This is a genomic window from Parachlamydia acanthamoebae, from assembly GCF_000875975.1.
Taxonomy (GTDB): domain Bacteria; phylum Chlamydiota; class Chlamydiia; order Chlamydiales; family Parachlamydiaceae; genus Parachlamydia; species Parachlamydia acanthamoebae.
Genome location: NZ_BAWW01000007.1, coordinates 97,027 through 118,017, shown reverse-complemented (window position 1 = coordinate 118,017; position 20,991 = coordinate 97,027). Strand labels below are relative to the sequence as shown.

Sequence of the window (20,991 nt, the reverse complement as noted above, 5' to 3'; positions counted from 1 at the left end):
TGCAAATTTCAGTCACGAGTAAAAGTTGCAATTATTGTGCGGGATTCTCTATCATCATTCCTCCTTAGCGTTCGATTTCCGTTCATTTAATCTGAGAGCGCACAAGGTGTATCACAAAGGATCTATAATGAAACAATTCCAGAATACTTTATTAATTCTCACCGTTTTTCTTCTTCAATGCTTTGGACTTTCTGCCAATACATACCAATATGAAGGCCAGGTTATTGAAAAAATACAAATTATCAACGGCAGTCAAAAAAGTGTGCAACCGATCGATGAAAATGCCATCAAAGCCCGTTTAAAAACAAAAGAAAACGATATTTTTTCGCATACTTCCTTCGACCAAGATTTGAAATTATTAGCTACCGAATTTGATCATGTTGAGCCTGTTTTGGAGCCAAGTGATAAAAAAATTCGCTTAGTTTTAAAAGTATGGCCAAAGCCAAATATTCGGATTATCCGTTGGGCGGGAAATGAAAGAGTTGCGACCGATACTTTGCAAAACGAATTAAAAATTAAACCTTTTACCGTCTTTGATCGGCTCGCTTTTAACAAAGCCTTTCAGGCGCTTAAAGCGTACTACGTGAAACAAGGATTTTTTGAAGCACAACTCGACTATTTCGTGAATTGGAATGAAGTGGCAAATGAGGTGGAAATTGACATCAATATCCAAGAAGGGCGCGCAGGTAAAATCAAAACGATTCGATTCTGCAACTTCACCCCTGAAGAAGAAGCTGAGCTGATGGAACAAATGGTGACAAAGGAATATTCCTTTTTTACCAGTTGGTTGACAGAGCAGGGCACCTATCGAGAAGAGGCCATGCAGCATGATCAGTACCAGATTTTGAATTACTTGCAAAATAGAGGGTATGCAGATGCCAGTGTGGATATTCAAATCGATGAAGCTACGCAGAAAGATCGAATTATCATTTTAATTACAGCCACAAAAGGACGTTGCTATCATTTTGGAAATGTTACCTTTGAAGGAAACACTCTCTTCTCAGATGAACAAATTAGTTGTTTATTAACTTTTGAAGAGGGGATGCAATATTCTCCTGAAGCGATCGTTTCAACAGTTAAAAACATTGCGAACTACTACGGTCGCCGTGGATACATTGAAGCTTACGTTGATTATGAGCCTCGCTTAGATCCTGACAACTGCTCGTATTCCCTACATCTTAAAATTCATGAAGGAAATCAATATTTTGTCGGTTTAATTAAAGTTCTCGGAAACTGTTCGACAGAAACACGTGTGATTTTGCATGAGACACTTTTAGTGCCAGGGCAAGTCTTCAACGTCGATAAAATGAATTTGACGGAAGAAAGATTAAGGAACATTGGGTACTTCCAAAATGTCAACGTCTATGCTGTCAAATCCCAAACATGTGAGTTAGGCGAGAACTTCAGAGATCTGCATATTGAAGTGGAAGAAACAAGCACTGGTCGTTTTGGTTTGGCTGTTGGATATAGTACTATTGAAAGTCTTTTCGGGAACGTTAGCGTTACAGAAAACAACTTTAGCTACAAAGGTCTTAGAAACATTTTCCGCACAGGTTATGGAGGATTAAGAGGGGGAGGCGAATTGCTGAACTTGAACGCCACCATCGGATCCAAAAGCAGAAGCTATTCCCTATCTTGGGCAAAGCCTTTCTTTATGGATACTCCTTGGACAGTCGGATTTGATATCGAGCGCTCCAGCAACCGTTATTTATCAAGTGATTATTCGATCGATGCTTCCCAATTCGTAGCACATGCCGTTTATAACGTGAATGATTTCTTGCGAACAGGTGTACACTACCGTTTGCGTGATTCCCATGTGCATTTAGATGATTCGGATGATGTCTCTCCAACTTTAAGAAGAGAAGCTAAAAACGGTGGAATTATTTCAGCTGTAGGAAGCTCGTTTATCTACGATTCTTCAGACAGCCCAACTTATCCTCGTCGTGGTTTCAAATCACGTTTGGATATTGAAGTTGCCGGGTTAGGCGGGCGTCACCATTTCGGTTCTTTAGCTTACATCAACTCTTATTACATTCCTGTTGAAAAGAGCGGTGTATTAAAATTCCGTGCAGACTTTCGCTTTATTCAACCTTTTGGGCATACCTCAGAAGAAACTTTGCCACTCGATGAAAAACTGTACCTTGGCGGAAATAGTACCATTCGTGGTTATCGCTCTTATCGCTTAGGTCCACAATTTAACGATGGCGATCCTCGTGGGGGTCTATCCTTGCAACTTTACTCAGCGGAATATGCACATGCCTATAACAGTCGTATTGAAGGATTTATCTTCTGTGATGGCGGTTATCTTTCTGGAAATACCTGGGACTTTGGAGGGCTATATACCTCTGTGGGTATTGGTACGCGTCTTAAAGTGCTAGCCAGTGGACCACCTTTAACAATTGGTATGGGTTTCCCACTGAATGCGAAAAATCGTAGTGAAGTTAAGCGCTTCTTCCTGACAATTGGTGGACAATTCTAAGAAATTTTGATTTAGAACTTATGGAGAACATATATGAAAAACATCCGTCTAGCTTTAGTAAAAATGTTGATGGCAGGTTCAATCGGATTTATCCTTTGCGCCGCGGCTCCTGCAACACAAGATGCGACTTCTGGAACAAGTTTTGATAAAACAGCTAAAATTGCAGTTGTAAATTTTAAAGTGTGTATCGAAAAATCTAAAATTGGAAAGCACGAACAAACTGTTTTTGAATCTTTGAAAAAACAGATGGAAAACTCTCTACAAGAAAAAGAAAAAAGCTTAAACGAAATTGCTGCTAAGCTTAGCGATCCGGACTATGTAGATAGCCTTTCTAATGAAGCTGAAAATGAACTCAAGCATAAGTATCGTACACTTAATCAAGAGATCACCCAGTATCAAAACCAGTACTACCAAGCACTTAGCCAGACAAACATGAAGATTGTCCAACAATTGCAAGAGCTAATTGCTAAAGCGTCCGAAACTGTTGCAAAAGAAGTGGGTGTAGACATCGTTTTAAATGAAGAAAGCAGCTTCTTCTATAAACCAGAGTTTGACCTAACTGATAAAGTAATCGATCTCATTGATAAAATGTCTGAAGCAGATATCAAAGCTTCTGCTACAAACTAAAGTCTTCATAGAGAGCATGGGTAACCATGTTCTCTCTTAAACATTCAGTACTCCCTTCATACCAGGTTTTTCTTATGATCCAAAAAGCATTTACCCTCGCAGAACTAGCCGAAATGACTCAAGCGAAGCTTGTGGGGAATCCACAACATCTCATAACAGGTGTGGCTGATCTTGTGACTGCGGGGGAAAATGATGCCTCTTTTTTATCAAAGCCTAAGTATACGACTGCTCGCTATGATGAAGCTATGCGTAAATCGAAAGCAGGGGTTGTTTTTATTTCGGACGATAGTGCGTATGATGAAAATCGCAATGTTCTAATTGTAGAAGATCCTTCTCGTGCCTTTCAAAAAACGGTTGAAGCCTTTTTTGAAGAAAGTAAAGGTCAATCCGGCTTTTTTGGAATCCACTCCACGGCAGTTGTACATGAAACGGCAGTTATTGGAGACAACGTAACGATTGGACCTCATGCTGTAATTGACCATGGAGCTCAAATTGGTGATAATACGGCTATAGGGGCGGGGTGCTATATTGGCCCACATTCTTTTATCGGAGATGATTGTTTCTTTTATCCAAACGTGACAGTTCGGGAAAGATGTCAAATTGGAAACCGCGTGATTTTGCAGCCAGGAGCGGTTATTGGTGCATGCGGTTTTGGCTATACGACCGATGCCAGAGGCCAACATACCAAGCTTAATCAAATTGGAATTGTGGTGATTGAAGATGATGTGGAAATTGGATCGAATGTCACAATTGATCGAGCACGATTTAAGGAAACGCGCGTGGGAAAAGGATCCAAAATTAACAATGCAGTCCAAATTGCCCATGGTGTCACAATTGGAGCACATTGTTTAGTTGTCGCTCAAACAGGGATTGCGGGTTCGACAAAGATTGGGAATCATGTTGTCATTGGAGGACAAGCCGCTATTGGAGGACACTTAGAGATTGTTTCAGGCGTGATTATCGCCGCTAAATCAGGTGTAACTAAATCCTTGATGAAGCCCGGAAAATATGGGGGATTTCCAGCTCTTTCACTGTCCGAGCATAACCGCCAATCTGTCCAAGCCCGTAATATTGGCAAGTATTTGGAGCGCATTGAAAAGCTTGAAAAAAAACTAGAAGAGCTTGAGAGAAATCATTCCAATAGTTAATTTTATAGATGAATGTCTCCATAGGCACGGATTTGTAAACCTAAAAGGAGGATTTGGTTCACGTGGAATCATGAACCAAATCGAATCGTCAACTACGTTACAAAAACTTCTCTCTATTCAGATCAAGTTTTTATGAAAGACAGGGCTTAAAACTCAAGCCCAGCAGAAAAATTGAATCCATCAAAGCACAGATCACCATAACCGCCAATTCGGTTGTAATCAAAATAACGGTGGTGCTCTAAGCCTAGCTGTAAAATTAATCGAGTATTTCTGCAAAAACATGTTTGCCAGCGAATGCCCAATGCAGCATCAGCAACCGCTAGATTAGCATCGAGACGTTTTTTTACCCTGCAAAGGTTAACCGTATCTACAGTCTCATCAGCTTCCCTAAGTCTTACATCAATGTTTCCATATAACCAAGCTATAGAGGCACTTGTATATAAGCTAAAACCACATCCGATGTTCCAGTCTGCTCCAAGACCTATTAAAGGACCTACTCCCCAGAAATTTTCTTTATTCTTTGTTTTGGCCTCAAGCAGGTCATTTGTTACAGAAGAACTTGCTGAATTGGAAGTCCCATGTATGCGTAGCTTTTGATCGATCCATGCTCCACGCAATCCCCCAAAAGGTCTCAGAGCAAAACATGCACCGAAATCTGATTCATAGCCAGCTACAACATCTACAGCATCAAAATTGAGATTCCATCGAATTTTATTTCCATGATTTCTCGGGCCATGCGAACGAGAATGAAAATACGTCCAAGATGCTGCTATATCTAAGTCGCTGCAAGGCAGTTCATAACCGGCAGCGATTCGAAAACCTGGATTCCAATCAAAGTGAGGGTCTCGACCCCTTCCTTTGAATCTAGAAACCACTTTTCCGTCCGATGTCACAATGTCGGAAACTTGTCCAGGAACGCAAGCATCAAGCCCACTTTCGAAAGCTCTCCAATATAATAGATCAGCACTGATGAACCCGAGGCCACAACTAATAGGTTCGCAGCAAAAGTCGTTCTCAGTTTCTCCACAGGTCAGTGAATTATCATAATCTTCGTTGGCATAACCCAATGAAGTAATCGACAAGAGAGTTACTGCTACATATATCTTTCTCATGAAGTATGTCATACGATATTTCCTACTTTAATGACTATTTGATTCGTGTAATAACTAGATGTGCAGAAACTGGCTCTGTTCCACCTGCCAAAGGAGTTATAGTTAATGCTGTACTTTCTGAAGCAGGATTACGTACAGTGAGTATGGAATTAATAACAGTTGTTTCCAGAAGAGCCATTCCTACTATTTGGGAAGTACCCGTTGCACGCCCCACAACTGTATAAGGCAGCTCAAGAGCTCCGGCTCCCGAATTAAGGGTTAGGACCAGCTGGCCAGCTTCAGCTACACTCACTTGAAACAAGACTTGGTAAAAACCAATTTCTGCCAAATTAAACGTATCAGCACCAGTACGCGCAATTAAACCTGTGCCGCTCGAAGGTCCATCATTTGGAAAATCAACATCTCCTCCAGCCGCAACGGTTGCAGCGTTATCTGGGGGCATCAATGCATAAAAATCTGCAAAGTCTAGTACACCTCCTGCTGCACCGGTAGCTCCTGTTGCTCCTGCAGCGCCAGTGGCTCCCGTAGCACCTGCAGGTCCACTAGGACCCGTAGGCCCTTGAGGACCTACAATTCCTATTCCACCCTCATTCACAATTTGTTGTAATAGTTGCACAAGTTGTGGTTGCAGTTGTGGTAGGAGTAATATCTCATTATTTAGAATCGTATGTATGGATTGCAACAATTCGGCTGCAGAAGGTTTTTGACGGCAGCTATTGCATCCAACACAACTTTTATTGTTGGGTGTGAGATCTGTAGTACTAGCAATCACTTTATTTTCTTCGATTGCAGATAAAGGGATAGCAAATGTCAGCGCTAAGATGAGTATACGTAAAATCATGAATTTCCTCTTCATATCTTAATAATTTTTCAAATCGATTGAATCATACATATTATTTTTTTACAAAAAAAATAATGGATAAGCATCTATTTGGCTGAGATTATTGAATGTCTTTTTTTTAAAATACTTATTGTTAGCATCTAATGTGGTAGCGTATTCTTTTGAATTTTTTCTTTTAATAGAAATATAGAACCATTATTGAAGCCATTTTACTGAATTTGCACGGATATTCTTCTGTCTAGTTTTTTGTAGCAAAAAATAAATGGGAAAAGGGATTTTAGGCTGTTTCTTGATGGATTACAAAACTGATGAGATTTATTTGATCAACAGAAAATGTAAAAAAGTCTCATTTGAAATTGAAGAAAGAATGATCACAAAAATCTAGGTGTTGAAAAGGCTAAGTTGTGAGAGTTTTTCATTCTAATAGTAAAGATTTTATGCTCATTTTTATTAACAAGCATGTAAGATTAATAAGTACTAGCTTGGAAGAGCTAGAGAACAATCAATCAGATAATTAAGTTTGTTCAGGTGGATTTTCCGTGGGCACATATTCTTGAATAACAGGAAAATCTTGAAGGTCTTTTGAAAATGCGGCTCTTAAATAGAGGCGCACCCATCGAAAAATATCATGTCGTTTTGTATTTCTGCGCATTTTTTTCATTCTTTTTTTTCGTTCTTCTTTAGGAAGTTGCAAGGCATCAAAAATCGCTTTTGATAGTCCTTCAATGTCATAAGGGTTAATTAAAAAGGCTTCATGTTGAAATTGAGCAGCTGCCCCGGCAAATTCACTCAAAATCAAAACGCCGTTTTCTTCCACATTTGAAGCTACAAATTCTTTTGAGACAAGATTCATTCCATCTCTAACTGGTGTTACTAGGACTATTTCGGAAGTGCGATAAAAAGCAAGCAGTTCTTGTTGTGTGAGAGGGCGAAATAGATATTCAATCGGTACCCAACCTGCTTGGGTAAATTGGCTATTAATTTCTCCGACTAAACGATCTACTTCGTTTTTTAGATTCTGATACTTAGGAATATCTGTTCGGCTAGGAATGACGACTTGAATAAAGGTAATTTTTGCATGAAGTTCTGGATGATGTTTAAGCAAATCTCGAATCGCTTCCAATCGATAGGGAATGCCTTTTGTGATATCCAAGCGGTCCAATGAAAAAATAATCTTTTGCCCACTCAACTTTTCGTGGCTGATCTTTGCGTGATTGGCAATTTCTTTTTTAGCTGCGGATTTTGAAAATGCATTAAAGTCAATACTGATAGGAAAGGAGCCAATTCGAATCTCTCGCTCTCCGAGCTCGCAAAAATGTAAGCCACGTGAACTTGTAAGATTGATATCAGGAAGAAGCTTTCGCAAGCAGTGGACAAAGTTTTTTTGATCTTGCATGGTTTGGAATCCGATCAAGTCATATTCCAATAATGCACGTAGAATCTGGAAGCGCCAAGGGAGTTTCAAAAAGATATCTGGGGCAGGAAAGGGGATGTGTAAAAAAAAGGCCAGCTTGGATGTAATATTTAATTTACGAAGCTCTCCACCTAAAAGAATCAAATGGTAATCATGCACCCAAGTAAAGTCATTTTTCTTATGTTTCTTTTGAACTGCAAGTGCAAATTTGTGTGTGACCTCTTGAGCTTTTGTCCAATATTTTGGATCAAAGCGGCAATCCGACTGTAAATCATGGAAGAGAGGCCAAATCACTTCATTTGCAAAGCCGTTGTAGTATAAATCAACATCTTCTTTTGTCAGAAAAACGGGGGAAAAGGAAAAGCCGACCTCTTTCTGGGATTTATTCATTTCTTGGATCACTTCTTGTTCGTCACCTTCAACAAATCCAGGCCAACCCACCCAAATCCCTCCCCGATTTTTTAATACAGGGGCTAGAGCAGTGACAAGTCCTCCAGAACCAGGGCTTGATTTTAGTTTTCCATCTTCCCGTGAAAAAACGACCGGTAATCGATTGGAAACGATCATTAAGCGACTACTCTCAAGATTATCATCCATATTAAACCTATGCCATTGATTTGCAACGATCAAAAAAAGTAAGTAATTCTTCCGGTGGAACTAGGTGAACATCGGCTAAAGTAGGACGAAATTCTTTTCTAACAAGAACTTTGAGCCCTCTTTCTCCTAGGACCTTAAATGCATCCTCATCCGTTTGATCATCACCCATGTAAACAACAGGTACGTCTGATGGTGTATTTTGCAGGAGTTCTTTGACAACGTCTCCTTTGTTTCGATCCCTAGGTTTGAGTTCTAAACCCCCATCAAATTGATAAATATGCAGAGGATAAGCTTGCGTGATCTTTTCCCAATCAGGAAGGATGACCTGTTTTATTTTTTCCCTAGCCTTTTCATCAATCCCTCGCCAGTGAAATGCAATACCAAAGGGTTTGATTTCGCAACGCTGAGAAGGAAAGTACAGCAAACAAGCTTCTAAAGCTTTTTGCAAGCCTTCCTGGATACTTGGGTCAACAGGTTCACATTTTCTTTGTCCACTTTGGTTGAGATGTTCAAGCCCATGAGATCCCCAAAGTTCGAGTCTGGGATCAATCGACTTTAAGAATCTCTCTAAATCTTCCAAACTACGTCCACTTATGATCACCATGCGATAATTTTTGTAGTCGCTTAAATCTTGCAGTCGCTCTTTAACACCTTCATAGGGAAATGCTTGAGACCTATCAGCCAAAAGTGGAGCTAAAGTGCCATCGTAATCTAAAAGAAAAAGACACTTTTTTTTTGCAGATAATTCTGAAAAAAAACGTTCAAGTACATTCATGATGTTCTCATTTTAGATAAATCGATTCTTCCATCATGAGGATGCAATAAGGAAATAATGACACTCAGATAATCACGTAGATGTCTTGTAATCAAAAAATGATTCCGTACAAATTGATGACCATTCTTTCCAAATTCATGAATCATAGCAGGATTTTGAAGGAGAAAACGAGTGCGAAGCGCAGCTCCCTCCGGAGTATTTACAAGAAATCCGTTGTAATTATTTACAACTTGTAAGCGAATGCCCCCGGTATTTCCCCCAATGACAGGTTTACTTTTCCATAGGGCTTCTGTGACAGTCAGTCCGAATCCTTCTCTGATTGACTTTTGCATAATGAGTGTAGAAGCTCGTTGTAAGGCATTAATCGTGCGATGTGAATCTGAGGGCAAAAAAAGGATATGGATATCTGGATCTTTTGCAGCTTCTTTCTTTACAGCCTCTAAAACAGCTTCTCCTTCAGGATCATCTGGAGCTCCACCCCCTGCTAGTAGAAGTTGAATATTGTGCTTAAACCTTTTGGCCAACCGAAAAGAACTTATGACTCCAAGAGGATCCTTAAACTGATCAAATCGTGAAACTTGCAAGATAATGGGACGATTTGGGTCTATATTAAATCGGGAATAAATTTGGGAGATTTCTTCCTCTGGCAGATCTGCATTTTTATCGCTCAATGGATCGATGCTAGGAGGAATTAGGTAGATAGGATGTGGAAGAGGCTGTGCAAAATCTTTTAATGAAAATATGCTTGCATCATAATGACGAACATAATTACGCAAAAATTTCCAAATTATTCGATGAGGGGAGGACAAGTCAATATGACAACGCCAGATCCATTTATTTTTACGCTTAGGAAAGGCGTTAATGAGGGCAGCAGGCTGTGGATCATGGATAAAAATAACGTCGGCTTCTTCAACTCGTTGCATTAAATGAGCTGCATTTTCTTCATTCACACTTTGATAAGCCTTTAGTAATTCAGGTTTTACAATTAACTGTTTGTCTCCTTGTAATCCATTGTGAAATAATTTAGTGCATTGGAAAAATTCTGAAGTACCCTGCATGACCTCCCAATTTGTTTCAATGCCAAGCGCATTTGTTAGTTGAACCATCATTTCAAGGATCTCCGCAACACCTCCTCCATAGCGTGTGGAATTAATGTGCAGAATTTTTATGTGTTTTAAAAGATCAGCTATTTGTTGTAATTCGTTAATAATTTCTGATCCAACAACAGCTTCATACTTTTCTAGAATTTGGGAGGTCATTTTTTATCCCCTTGCTGATGTGTTTTAAAGTACTCTTGAACGGCACTCAGCAGCTCATTATTTAAGTCGGAAAGAGATAAAAAATAGGGATCGATTGCTTCGATTTTTTCAATGAGGGGTAAAAAATCATCGCCAAACTGACGTAACCAAGTGCTAAAATCGTCGCTGCGAGACTCTGTGCGTGAACGCGCATCGATAAAATGATAAAAGATATTGTTTGGGGACAAATTTTGAATCATCTGCGGAAGATCGAATGGAGTATCAATCCGGTAAGGGGTTTCAAAAACGATTAAGGATGAACGGATAAAATGAAAGGGATCGCCGCGCTGTACCCAGGCAACGGGAGGAATTTCTTCTAAGCGCTGTTCAATAATATCAATGAGATCAGCACGAAGATCTTCTAAATTCTCGTAGTCTGTGGGATCTAATATACTAAGTCGCTCAGCTAAGTATTCGTCATGTAAACTTAGATGTGACCATAGCGAAAAGTCATTGGGATATTCAGGATGTGTAAATTGGGAAAAAAGTCTGCGGCTCCAAAAATGGTAATAAATACTATCATGACTAATAGTTAATAACTTATCGCGCAATTCTGAAAGAGAATTCGCTTTGTCACCCGTAGCAATCGTTGCGATTGCACAGTTTTTAATAAAAAAAGGGTTATTGAAATTCATTGAACGCCTCTAATCATAGTCATAGTTTTTATCTACTATTTATAGATTTAATTTTCAATTTATCTGTTTAATTATTTTTTTATTTATAAATAGCTAGTTGAAATTTACTTGCTTTCAAGCACTACAAAATGTATATGTTTCATTTCAATAAATTAAACCCTAAGAGATTACGATGCTTATCGGACCTAATAATAGAATAGAAGATTTAAGTATTTTTACAGAAACACATAGCCAACGTAAAATTACAAGCATATGTATGAGTGGAGTAGCTTTTTTTACTGGTATTTCTATTGCAGCGACCGGAGCTATTTTAGATGATCAAAATCTTAAGATAACAGGATGCGCGCTTGCAATTTTAGGGATTGCTTGTTTTACAGTCATACAGACAAATTGTTGGACAGAACGTCCAGTTTCTGTCATCCATTTAGAAGAAATTTAATCAAATATATTAGGGGTCAGTATGACAGCTCTTCAACCTGTGCTTGAGGGACATTACACACATCATTATGTCGAAGAAAAAGGAAACATGAAATGTGGGATTGCATCCGTTACCCTTCTATTAGCGGGTGGATTAACTAGTCTTCACGTTGGAATTCAAAGTGATAACGATGATTTTATTTCCGCAGGAATTATGATAATTGGCCTTGGAATTTTATCATTAGTCGCATGCACTGCATATGTCTATTCTAAAATTCCCAGAGCAGAGCCCATCAATATGAAAATAAATGGCCCTCATCAAACAGTTTCAGCTGTTTATTCAAAATTTGCTAATCAAGTTTAGTCTTTGGGCAGGTATTGCACCTGCCTTCGTATAATCAATAGAATTCACTTTTATTCAGACAAATAAGATTATGCAAATAACTGCCCTTGATCGATCAGATTCAATCTTTTTCCTTAGTAGAAAGCTTAGTTCTAGAAGAAGGTATCATTTGCTATAGCCGGATGTACAGTATGCTCATAGGGATACTTGTCACAATCATAGGGAATACATATGAAGAAAAAGATTTAGAGATAATCGGAATTGTCCTTGCTATATTAAGTGGCTTTAGTTTTTTCATTCAACATCTAATCTTGCGATCCATCAGTTTTGGGATAATCGACAGTTATCAAATCAATAAATCGCATCAAGGCCTACACTTGCTTGATAGTCCGAAAAATGAGAACCTTTTTCTCCAGATAATTGTCCATAAATTTGCATGAAGGGGAGTAACCATTTCCCTGCCTGTAGAAAACCTTCCACAGAATTACGGCAGAGTTTTGTCCCTTGACTCCTAAAAGAACCCCCAAAATTTTTGAAATGCAAGCGGATATCATTTTTTGAATGGGTGAGGGTATGGCGCCAATCCACACTCGTTTCAATTTCTATCCCATAAAAATTTCCGGCCGAATGAAATCCTAAAAGGGAGTCCAAAGCATAAAAGTCTTTGTTGTGAATTTTTAAATTCAAGACTTGTCCATGGCGTTCAGATACTTGTGTTTGCCAGAAATTGCTCGAATCTAATCCCAGAAAAGGTTGGCAGGCGAATTGACTGAAGCAGAATGTTTTGCCTAATTCAAAGTAGGCTGTTCCATTTGAAAGGAACGGTTTTGATCTTGGGCGCAAGCGTTTATTTCCTACATAAGCAAGTCGTTTTACTTGACAGTGGCCACCCCCGCCGATCAAATCAATAGAGGTGTAAAATAAAGGATTTTGGTAGATGGCGAACAAGATTCCTTTAGTGAGATGATACTTAGCATCTCCTCCTAGATTGAAATTCAAGCGAGTGAATTCATAATCTATTGACAACCCGATGGTTATGTTAGAGTTAAAACATTTAAAGGCACCCAGATTAATATTCCAGGCACTAGACTTTAGGCCTAGCGCACGACGAGAATTAGAAACAAATGCTCGGCCAGCACCAAACTGTGCCCAAAAGTTGAGAGGAGATGCACAGTCACAGCAACCAGGTAAAAGCAAGTTTAAAGCATTTAGACGTCGGATTAAACGGTGATTAGAAAACTGACAGGATTGTATCAAACTCACATATTGAGCTCCGCTGAATTGAGCTAGGCTGCTTTGAAGTTGAATTGTGGGTAATGCCGCTAAACTATTAATTAAAATTTGTTTTGAGAGATCAGGTTGAGTAATTTGATCAATTTGATTCGCCACATTGCCTTGGTTTTGGTTAGCTGTAAAGTTGCTAAAATCTGTTGTCAAAGTCAAAAAGACGTTTGTGGCGTCATATTCTAAAGAAGGTAAAAAATAAGGGTTATCCACACTGCTGCTGAAAAATGTGCCAGTCCTACCCTCATTTCCATGCACAATGAGGTAAGGCGTGCCCACACGATACAGTCCATCTGGAGAATGAATTTGTAAGGTACCATTGATGTTAGCCATGCCTTGTGCATGCACTAAGTTACTTTGTCCAGTTCCATCAACAGAAGCTTCAAGTATGCTTCCTGCGTTTTGTGTGTAGTTTCCTCCCACATTAAAAGTCCCAATCGCTTGATTTCCTGGAGCAAAAGTTGCACCACTGAAAATGTTTAAATCCCCGTCAACAGATCCTGAGCCGTTTAAAGTTCCGCCCAGAATATTGGTGCTACCAGTAAAAGAATTGCTTCCGTTGAGAGTTAATGTTCCCGATCCATTTTTGATGAGGCTGCCTCCGATTCCATTGATGATTCCATCAATGACAGAATTCGCATTATTCGCGCCTAAGACTAGTTGAAAAGAATTTAAATTGACTAAGCTTGATGAATCAGCGCAGAGAGTGGCGAGTGTATTATTCTGATTAAAAAAAACTTGTGAATGGTTTTGTAGATTAATTGTTGCATCTGCTCCAGAAGCAGCTCCTGAAAATAAAATGGAGCTTGCGTTGGCCTGAATGGTTGACGTATTGGCCGTACTATTTCCATTAAAGGTGACCACAGAGCCATTTGTTGCTGTAATTTGTGCTGAATTGGCTTGACTGGATCCGCTAAAACTCAAGGTCGTTTTATCAGCAAATATTTTGACATTTTGTGCTTTGGAAGTATTTGTAAAGACAATATTTCCATTATTAGTGCTGGCAATCATTGCTGATCCGCCAGTGCTATTGTTAAAAAAAGTGGTTGTAGCATTATTCCCGGTCATTGTAATTTGGGCATTTGCTGCTGTAGATGTTGAGAAGAATTCAAGAAGCCCGCCACTGGCGTCGAGATCGATATTTGCGTTAGAAGCCGTGGCACTATTAGCAAACCGAACGCGTCCCACATTGGTGATATGATAAAAGACTTTTCCTGATTGCGTCGAATCTGCTGAGCTGTTGTTTTCAAAGCGCAAAATGGAGTTTGTGCCATTAATGGAAAAAAATTGATTAGATGCTCCTAGATTGAGCACACCGATTTGTTGAAGATGAAGTTGTCTGGAAACTGCAAATTGTAAGGTAAAGTTGTAGGAGGTTGCATCAGAGAATTGGAGAGTTCCCATGTTAACATCAGTGGCAGGAGAATCAGATAACGTTGGTGTAAGGGATTCTCCGTTTGCAGAAAAAATCGCTGTGTCTGTGCTTCCGGGCACGACATTAGGATTCCAATTAGTAGCAGTTAAAACATCATTACTAGTGCTCCCAATCCATGTGATATCGGCACAAAATCCTGACTCGATATTTAAGAGTAAAAATGAAATGAACATAAGTCTTTTGATTTGCACAGCTATGGCCTTCTTTGAATTTTTCAAATAGTAAATAGTAATCTGAAATAAAAGTAAAATATATAATTTTCGTGTTGTTCATTGAGCAGAGAAAAAACCGCCTTAACAAAAAAATGTAGAAGTGCTCAGCACGAGCTATTGGATAAGTATATAAGAACAACGAATCCAATCGAATCAACATTTGCAACTATTAGGCATCGCATACGAGAAACCAAAGGCTGTGGATCCAGAACAGCTACACTTGCCATGGTTTACAAGCTTTTAATGGAAGCACAAAAGCGATGGCGAAAATTAAAAGGTCATGAGTTGATTAGCAAACTGATTTTGGGTGTGCAGTTTAAAGATGGGGAAGAAGTCTTTAACGTGAAATACACAGCTTAATTTTTAAAAAGTTGGATGCGCTATTAGATGCTCAAAATACAACATTTGACAATATCTCTTGTCTTCTCTCAAGAGTTTTCAACTTTCTCAAATTAATGTTATATACTTTTCTTTAAAAAAATATATCTCAAAAGATATGAACTTCTCCTTTGAGCCAATTTAGAAGATGTGTAAGAAAGTGACAATTAGAATCGGTCATATGGAAAAAAGGATGTTCTTTCAATCCTTAGGATGTCTTATTATTTAAATGAGAAATGTGTTACAAATACCTCTTGTTTCTTTTTTCAGACTGATATACCGTTAAAATTTTTTAAAAAATTCAAAGATACAAATGAATCTTTTTCTTATATTTGCAATACAAGTAGCAAGCATGATCGTTCAATCGATTATATTCTCATACGCCCTATCTTTTCCTATTTATGATTTTATAAATAAAATGAAATCCACCGAAGAAAACCGAAAACGAAAGGCTATACAATGGTTAATTTTTTACGTTCTCTTTCTTTTAAGCGGGTATGTTTATACTGTACGACAGTTTCTTTTTTACTAAGCACATTGCCGATCCAAGCAACTCTCCAATAACAATCGGCGATGTTGTCTACGCGGTCAAGCTGCAAAATCTTGCTGAAAAGATGAAGAAATATGCTAATCGTTCAGACAACTCCAAACTCATTAAAACTATGTTTGAATTTAAGCAAGAAGCTGAGGCGTGTCTTAACGCAAAAATTAACATGGATGAGATGTTGAATATTGTTGAGGAGAAAATCAAGAAGAGCGGCATTAAAATCCCAAAGGAAGATTTCAAAAAGTTTAAAAAATTTATCAAACTTAAGAAAAAGCGTGTTGATCACAAATATGCCTATATGAAGGATTGTCTTGCTTATGGTATCGAATACAATGCAGAGCTTGAATATTTAGATTTTCTTCAAAAATCTAAAAATGATCCTAAAAATCCTGAAGAGGAAATTCTCATATCTGCACGTATTGAAGTTGGCTGTTCATTGCTTGTAGCAGGAGTACTTGCTGAAGTTGTAGGTGTGCGGTTAGGCTTGCCCATTATTCAACGTTTAGGTGATTTTCTTATCGCTAGTGGCTTAAATTATCTTAAGGACGAATATGTGGATAACTTGCAAGAAGGTAGAAAAAAATAATGAAGTACCTTCTTGTTGTTTGAAATATCTCGGCTATTTTCCTAGAAAATCATTCCGTGTAATATCTTAAAAATACCTTTGACGTCCAGCTTGGTCGCCTCATCTCAAAGATTGAGGCGACTAAGACTGTTCCACAGCTTTCTAGAATGATTCAAAATACTTTCGTCAGCTCTATATTTTGTTAAAATTTCTATAAGTTTGAGTCATTACTCTTAAATTCTTCGGGGGAAATGGATTATGCTGGCGCAGCTGCAAGCTGTTTTGGAGATATTGTCAAATGTTGTGTGTTGTGTTTTGAAAATCTAATAGCGCATCCAACTTTTTAAAAATTGAGCTATGTATTTCATGTTAAAGACTTCTTTTCCCTCTTTAAAATGCACGTACAGCAAAGATCCCTTTTATTTTTCCTAAGGATGCTTGCTCAAAGTCAAATATTCCTCCAATCTCAGGGTTGCTATCACCGAAAAACATGAAATCAAGCTGTCCAATTTCATTTCCTGAATCAAAAATTTTTCCAGTTAATTTTTCTTGACTTAATTCAGAATAGGCTCCTTGAAAATCGACTATTTGTTCATCATGAAGATATAAATGACCTGAAAATTGTTTTGATTGATGATCAAAAATGATTGCGATTGTTCCATTATTTGAGTCATATTGAATATCACCTTGAAAGATAGAATCGGTGTTAGTTTGCTCAAACGCTTGTAAATTCTCCACTGCAGCTTTTGTACCGATGACGATAGGCCCTTTGCCTCTAATCCAATGCATTTCTTCTAAATAATGTCCCCAGCCTACATATTGATACTCATTGGGCATTTTTATAGAATGAATCGCAATGCTTTTGCCTCCCTGGCTTGCGACAGGATGATAGTAATAAATGTTAAAATCATGACTGTCTATATAATCGCTTTTTATTGGATACTGATGGAGCAATTCCTTCGCGACTTTTGAGATATGATCAATTTTAATATCGGTAATCTTTTGATTGACTATATCAAGTGAAATTGACACTGAACGTTCAGGAGAATATTCAATTTCTGGAAATATGCCCATTCCCTCTACATGGTAGCTTAAATCTTTACTTTCAGAACAGAATGCAAAAAAAGAAATAAAATTTAATAATAAAAATAGTGAGAAAATTTTTTTCATAAAAAACTCCTTAAAACAGACTAATTATCTATTATACTTTAAAGTTTATTATATTGACAGGTTTTTTTGATAAGGATTTATTGAGATTGACATACTGGACAATAATGCGTTCCACGCTGTCCGACAGTCATTTTTTTGATTGTTGTGTTACAGCGCGGACAAGGCAAACCATCTTTTCGAAAAACATTTAATGCATTTTGATTAGATCCCCTACGACCACTCACACTAAAATAATTTGCTCTTGCAGCCCCTAAACTCGTGCCAATGTTCTTGATGCCGGTTTGGAGAACAATCGGTATGGCCTCATGTAAAGCTTTGATCTCTTTTTTTGTTAAGGTTGAAACCGATCTTAATGGGTGGATTTTAGAGACCCATAAAGCTTCATCTACGTAGATATTTCCTAATCCTGCAATGTAATGCTGATCAAGTAAAAAAGGCTTAATTTGTCGGTGGTGACCTGTTAAAATCTTTTGAAATGTAGAAAGGGTGAAATTCTCTGACAAAGGTTCAATCCCAAGGGCTCCTAGCACTTCATCAGGATTTTTTACTAAATACCACTTTCCAAATTTACGCTGATCTTCATAACGTAAAATGCGTCCATCATCCAAAAAAAGTCTGACTCTTTCATGCGAATCAGGTTTGATTTGTTCTTTCGCAATTAAAAACTTTCCTGTCATACGTAAATGAATCAGCAAGGACTCTTCTGAAAGGGTTAAAATGATGAATTTGCCACGTCGGCTGATGTTTAAGATTTTTTGACCGACAATTTTTTTAGAAAAAATAGAAGGGGAAGGAGTGGCAATGGTTCTTTCCCAAAAAATTTGGGCTTTTTCAATCGTTCTTCCCTCGAGTTTTGCTTCTCGCATTTCTCGTGTGATTGTTTCAACTTCTGGCAATTCAGGCATAATCGGATATGCTCCAGGTTAATTGAGTGGGTGGCATGGTTTCATAATTGAAACCATGCCCTTCCTTAACTTAAGTAGAATATTTATTGTCTGACAACAAAATTTAAAAGCTTGTTGGGGACAAAAATTACCTTTATAATTTCGGTGCCTGCAATATGGCGCTGAATGCCTGGATCTTTTTTAGCTGCTTCTACGATTTGCTCTTCTGTTTGATCTTTGGGGAGTTCAAAACGTCCGCGCAATTTACCGTTAACTTGTACAACATAGAGAACCGTGGAATCTTCTAGGTAACATTGTTCCGCTTGCGGATAGGAGGTATAACTGAGAGATTCTTTGATTCCTAAGATTTCCCAAATTTCTTCTGCCAAATGGGGGGCAAAAGGATAAAGAGCTTGTGCCGCCATTTTTAAAACGGATGCTGGATAGGTATCTAATTTTGAGAAGTCATTAATAAATTCCATCATTTTGGCAATAGCCGTATTAAACTGCATAGCGACAATATCTTCTTCCACTCCTTTTACAAGGCGATGACCTAATTTTAAGGCTTCCACAGTCGTCTCTTGTGTGAGCTTTGGCGAAACGGCTAGGTCATAAAAGCGTGCGAGAAAGCGTCTGCATCCCGAAACAGCATCGGTATTCCATACTTTTTCTTTTTCCAAAGGGCCCATAAACATTTCATATAAGCGCAGGGAATCTGCTCCAAATTCTTCAATGATTTCATCAGGTGAAACACCATTGAGTTTTGATTTAGACATTTTTTCGATTTGACTTTTGAGTTTTTCTCCAGTTTCGCGATGGAAATATTCACCCTCTTTCTCCTGAACATCTTCAGGTGCCACATAAGCTCCTAAACTGTTTTGAAAAGAACGTGCAGTAATAAGCCCTTGGTTACGCAATGTTTGGAAAGGTTCTGAAGTACTTAAAAAACCACAATCATAGAGAACTTTATGCCAAAAACGGGAGTATAATAGGTGTAGCACGGCATGTTCAACGCCTCCGACATATAAGTCTACAGGTAGCCAATATTGTTCTGCTTCCTTGCTCCATGCCTCTACATCATTATGTGGATCACAAAAACGAATATAGTACCAGCACGAACCCGCCCATTGTGGCATTGTATTGGTTTCGCGACGTGCAGCTTTTCCTGTTTTTACATCAGTAATAAACACCCATTCTGGGGCATTCGCAAGAGGGCTGCTTCCATCACTTGCGGGTTTGTACTGACTAATCTGAGGTGGACATAAAGGAAGCTCATCGAAATCTAATGTACGAATGGTGCCATCCTCAAAGTGAAGAAGCGGGAAGGGTTCGCCCCAATAACGTTGTCTTGAAAACAGCCAATCTCTTAGCTTAAAGCTAATCGTTTTTCGACCTTTTTGGTTGCTTTCTAGCCAATTCGCCACGCTTTCTTTGGCTTGTTCAGTTGTTAGACCATTGATGGAAAAGTCATTGTGTTGGCTATTGATTGCTTTTCCATTACCTGTCCAGCATTTTTTTCCACATGCGATTGCTTGTTGAATTTGATCATGGTTTTCATCTTCAGCAGTGAGCTCTGGATCGATCACTTGCACGAATGGTAATTCATATTGCGTTGCGAATTCAAAATCTCTTTCATCGTGGGAGGGGACCGCCATGACAGCTCCAGTTCCGTAATTAATCAGGACGTAGTCTGCAATCCAAATCGGAATTTTTTGTTGATTGACGGGATTGATGGCATAAGCCCCAGTAAAAACACCCGTTTTATTCTTGGCCATTTCTGTACGATCGAAATCACTTTTCGAAGCAGTTTCTTTTTGATAGCCTTCAATCGCATCTTTTTGAGCAGCCGTTGTGATTTGCTTGATCAACGGATGTTCAGGAGCTAAGACGACATATGTCGCACCAAAGAGAGTATGGGGGCAGGTGGTAAAAACTGTGATTTTTTCATCCGTTCCATCGATTAAAAAATCGACTTGAACGCCTTCGCTTCTACCGATCCAGTTGGCTTGCAATTTTTTCAATCCTTCTGGCCAGTCAAGGAGGTCAAGATCTTGCAGGAGCCTTTCTGCGTAAGCTGTGATTTTAAGCACCCACTGTCTGAGGGGGCGTCTTTCTACAACATGGCCACCTTCTTTGGCACGTCCATTTTCAATTTCTTCGTTGGCTAAAACAGTTCCGAGTGCAGGGCAAAAGTTAACAGACATTTCAGCTTCATACGCTAAGCCTTTTTCATAAAGCTTTGTGAAAATCCATTGCGTCCATTTGTAATAAGAAGGATCACTTGTACTGATTTCACGATCCCAGTCGTAGCTAAAACCAAGGGACTGAAGTTGCCGTTTGAAATTTTCTACGTTTTTTTTTGTCGTAACAGCGGGATGTGTGCCGGTACGAATCGCATATTGTTCAGCCGGAAGTCCGAAGTTGTCCCAACCCATAGGATGGAGGACATTAAATCCCTTTTGTCTTTTATAACGCGCGAGAATATCTGTTGCCGTGTATCCTTCAGGGTGTCCCACGTGTAAACCTGATCCCGACGGATAGGGAAACATGTCCAGCACGTAATATTTTGGCTTTGCGCGATCGATCTCAACTTTATATGTCTTATGATCGAGCCAATATTTCTGCCATTTTTTTTCAATTTGCTTGTGATTGTACTTTTGCATCTTTTTATCCATTTTACAACTTCAACAGACAATGTACTTCATTGGAGGTAGAACGAAGAAACAATTCTCTATGATTAAAAAATAATATTTGAAGGGAGGGGTTTTGCCCGCAAGATAATAGTTTACCGTCTACTGCAGATTAAGAGCAATCGGAATGACTTCAATTT

At 38.7% G+C, this 20,991-nt stretch carries 16 protein-coding genes and 1 pseudogene; 7 read left to right on the top strand and 10 right to left on the bottom strand.

Going from position 1 to position 20,991, the window contains the following annotated elements:
- The first annotated feature begins 127 nt into the window (after positions 1 to 127).
- The 3 genes from bamA (at position 128) to lpxD (ending at position 4,254) form a co-directional block, all read left to right on the top strand.
- Positions 128 to 2,479: an outer membrane protein assembly factor BamA gene (gene bamA / locus AOM43_RS03980; protein WP_059359149.1), complete on the top strand. Its 2,352-nt coding sequence runs from the start codon at positions 128 to 130 to the stop codon at positions 2,477 to 2,479.
- 33 nt (positions 2,480 to 2,512) lie between these two features.
- Positions 2,513 to 3,106, top strand: a complete 594-nt coding sequence (locus tag AOM43_RS03975; RefSeq protein ID WP_006340394.1) for an OmpH/Skp family outer membrane protein — start codon at positions 2,513 to 2,515, stop codon at positions 3,104 to 3,106.
- A gap of 74 nt (positions 3,107 to 3,180) precedes the next feature.
- The gene (gene lpxD / locus AOM43_RS03970) at positions 3,181 to 4,254 is read left to right on the top strand and encodes a UDP-3-O-(3-hydroxymyristoyl)glucosamine N-acyltransferase (RefSeq protein ID WP_006340395.1); all 1,074 of its coding nucleotides are present in this window, start codon (positions 3,181 to 3,183) and stop codon (positions 4,252 to 4,254) included.
- A gap of 146 nt (positions 4,255 to 4,400) precedes the next feature.
- Here the strand turns inward: lpxD and AOM43_RS03965 are convergent, their stop codons facing one another.
- The 6 genes from AOM43_RS03965 to AOM43_RS03940 all read right to left on the bottom strand — a co-directional run bounded on the left by AOM43_RS03965 (position 4,401) and on the right by AOM43_RS03940 (position 10,926).
- On the bottom strand, positions 4,401 to 5,378 hold the full coding sequence (locus AOM43_RS03965; RefSeq protein ID WP_059359147.1) for an Lpg1974 family pore-forming outer membrane protein: 978 nt from the start codon (positions 5,376 to 5,378) through the stop codon (positions 4,401 to 4,403).
- Between the two features lie 22 nt (positions 5,379 to 5,400).
- Positions 5,401 to 6,207, bottom strand: a complete 807-nt coding sequence (locus tag AOM43_RS03960) for a hypothetical protein (RefSeq protein WP_226987382.1) — start codon at positions 6,205 to 6,207, stop codon at positions 5,401 to 5,403.
- A 514-nt stretch (positions 6,208 to 6,721) separates the two neighbouring features.
- Positions 6,722 to 8,218: an alpha,alpha-trehalose-phosphate synthase (UDP-forming) gene (locus tag AOM43_RS03955; protein WP_013924701.1), complete on the bottom strand. Its 1,497-nt coding sequence runs from the start codon at positions 8,216 to 8,218 to the stop codon at positions 6,722 to 6,724.
- Between the two features lie 7 nt (positions 8,219 to 8,225).
- Complete coding sequence (gene otsB / locus AOM43_RS03950; protein ID WP_059359145.1) at positions 8,226 to 8,993, bottom strand: trehalose-phosphatase; 768 nt, start codon at positions 8,991 to 8,993, stop codon at positions 8,226 to 8,228.
- Positions 8,990 to 10,252, bottom strand: a complete 1,263-nt coding sequence (locus tag AOM43_RS03945) for a glycosyltransferase (RefSeq protein WP_059359143.1) — start codon at positions 10,250 to 10,252, stop codon at positions 8,990 to 8,992. Before AOM43_RS03945 ends, otsB begins: the two co-directional genes overlap by 4 nt.
- Positions 10,249 to 10,926, bottom strand: coding sequence for a DUF5752 family protein (locus AOM43_RS03940; RefSeq protein ID WP_006340402.1), 678 nt, complete (start codon positions 10,924 to 10,926; stop codon positions 10,249 to 10,251). Before AOM43_RS03940 ends, AOM43_RS03945 begins: the two co-directional genes overlap by 4 nt.
- A gap of 172 nt (positions 10,927 to 11,098) precedes the next feature.
- Here AOM43_RS03940 and AOM43_RS03935 point away from each other — a divergent pair, with 172 nt between their 5' ends.
- Positions 11,099 to 11,365, top strand: coding sequence for a hypothetical protein (locus AOM43_RS03935; RefSeq protein ID WP_013924702.1), 267 nt, complete (start codon positions 11,099 to 11,101; stop codon positions 11,363 to 11,365).
- Positions 11,366 to 11,386: 21 nt separating this feature from the next.
- On the top strand, positions 11,387 to 11,707 hold the full coding sequence (locus AOM43_RS03930; RefSeq protein ID WP_006340404.1) for a hypothetical protein: 321 nt from the start codon (positions 11,387 to 11,389) through the stop codon (positions 11,705 to 11,707).
- Positions 11,708 to 12,037: 330 nt separating this feature from the next.
- On the opposite strand, the gene AOM43_RS03925 is transcribed toward AOM43_RS03930, so the two are convergent.
- Positions 12,038 to 14,578 carry an autotransporter outer membrane beta-barrel domain-containing protein gene (locus AOM43_RS03925; RefSeq protein ID WP_059359141.1) on the bottom strand — a complete coding sequence of 847 codons (2,541 nt, stop codon included), beginning with the start codon at positions 14,576 to 14,578 and terminating at the stop codon, positions 12,038 to 12,040.
- Between the two features lie 162 nt (positions 14,579 to 14,740).
- Between AOM43_RS03925 and AOM43_RS03920 the strand changes: the two are divergent.
- A pseudogene (locus AOM43_RS03920) lies at positions 14,741 to 14,977 on the top strand (IS256 family transposase); the annotation flags it as partial.
- 515 nt (positions 14,978 to 15,492) lie between these two features.
- Entirely contained in the window at positions 15,493 to 16,128 is a 636-nt protein-coding gene (locus AOM43_RS03910) for a hypothetical protein (protein ID WP_013924705.1), read from the top strand.
- 369 nt (positions 16,129 to 16,497) lie between these two features.
- On the opposite strand, the gene AOM43_RS03905 is transcribed toward AOM43_RS03910, so the two are convergent.
- The 3 genes from AOM43_RS03905 to leuS all read right to left on the bottom strand — a co-directional run bounded on the left by AOM43_RS03905 (position 16,498) and on the right by leuS (position 20,824).
- Positions 16,498 to 17,277 carry a hypothetical protein gene (locus tag AOM43_RS03905; RefSeq protein WP_006341666.1) on the bottom strand — a complete coding sequence of 260 codons (780 nt, stop codon included), beginning with the start codon at positions 17,275 to 17,277 and terminating at the stop codon, positions 16,498 to 16,500.
- 77 nt (positions 17,278 to 17,354) lie between these two features.
- The gene (gene mutM / locus AOM43_RS03900) at positions 17,355 to 18,182 is read right to left on the bottom strand and encodes a DNA-formamidopyrimidine glycosylase (RefSeq protein WP_059359139.1); all 828 of its coding nucleotides are present in this window, start codon (positions 18,180 to 18,182) and stop codon (positions 17,355 to 17,357) included.
- A gap of 83 nt (positions 18,183 to 18,265) precedes the next feature.
- A complete protein-coding gene (gene leuS, locus AOM43_RS03895) occupies positions 18,266 to 20,824 on the bottom strand; it encodes a leucine--tRNA ligase (RefSeq protein WP_059359138.1) in 2,559 nt (852 codons plus the stop codon).
- Positions 20,825 to 20,991 lie beyond the last annotated feature (167 nt).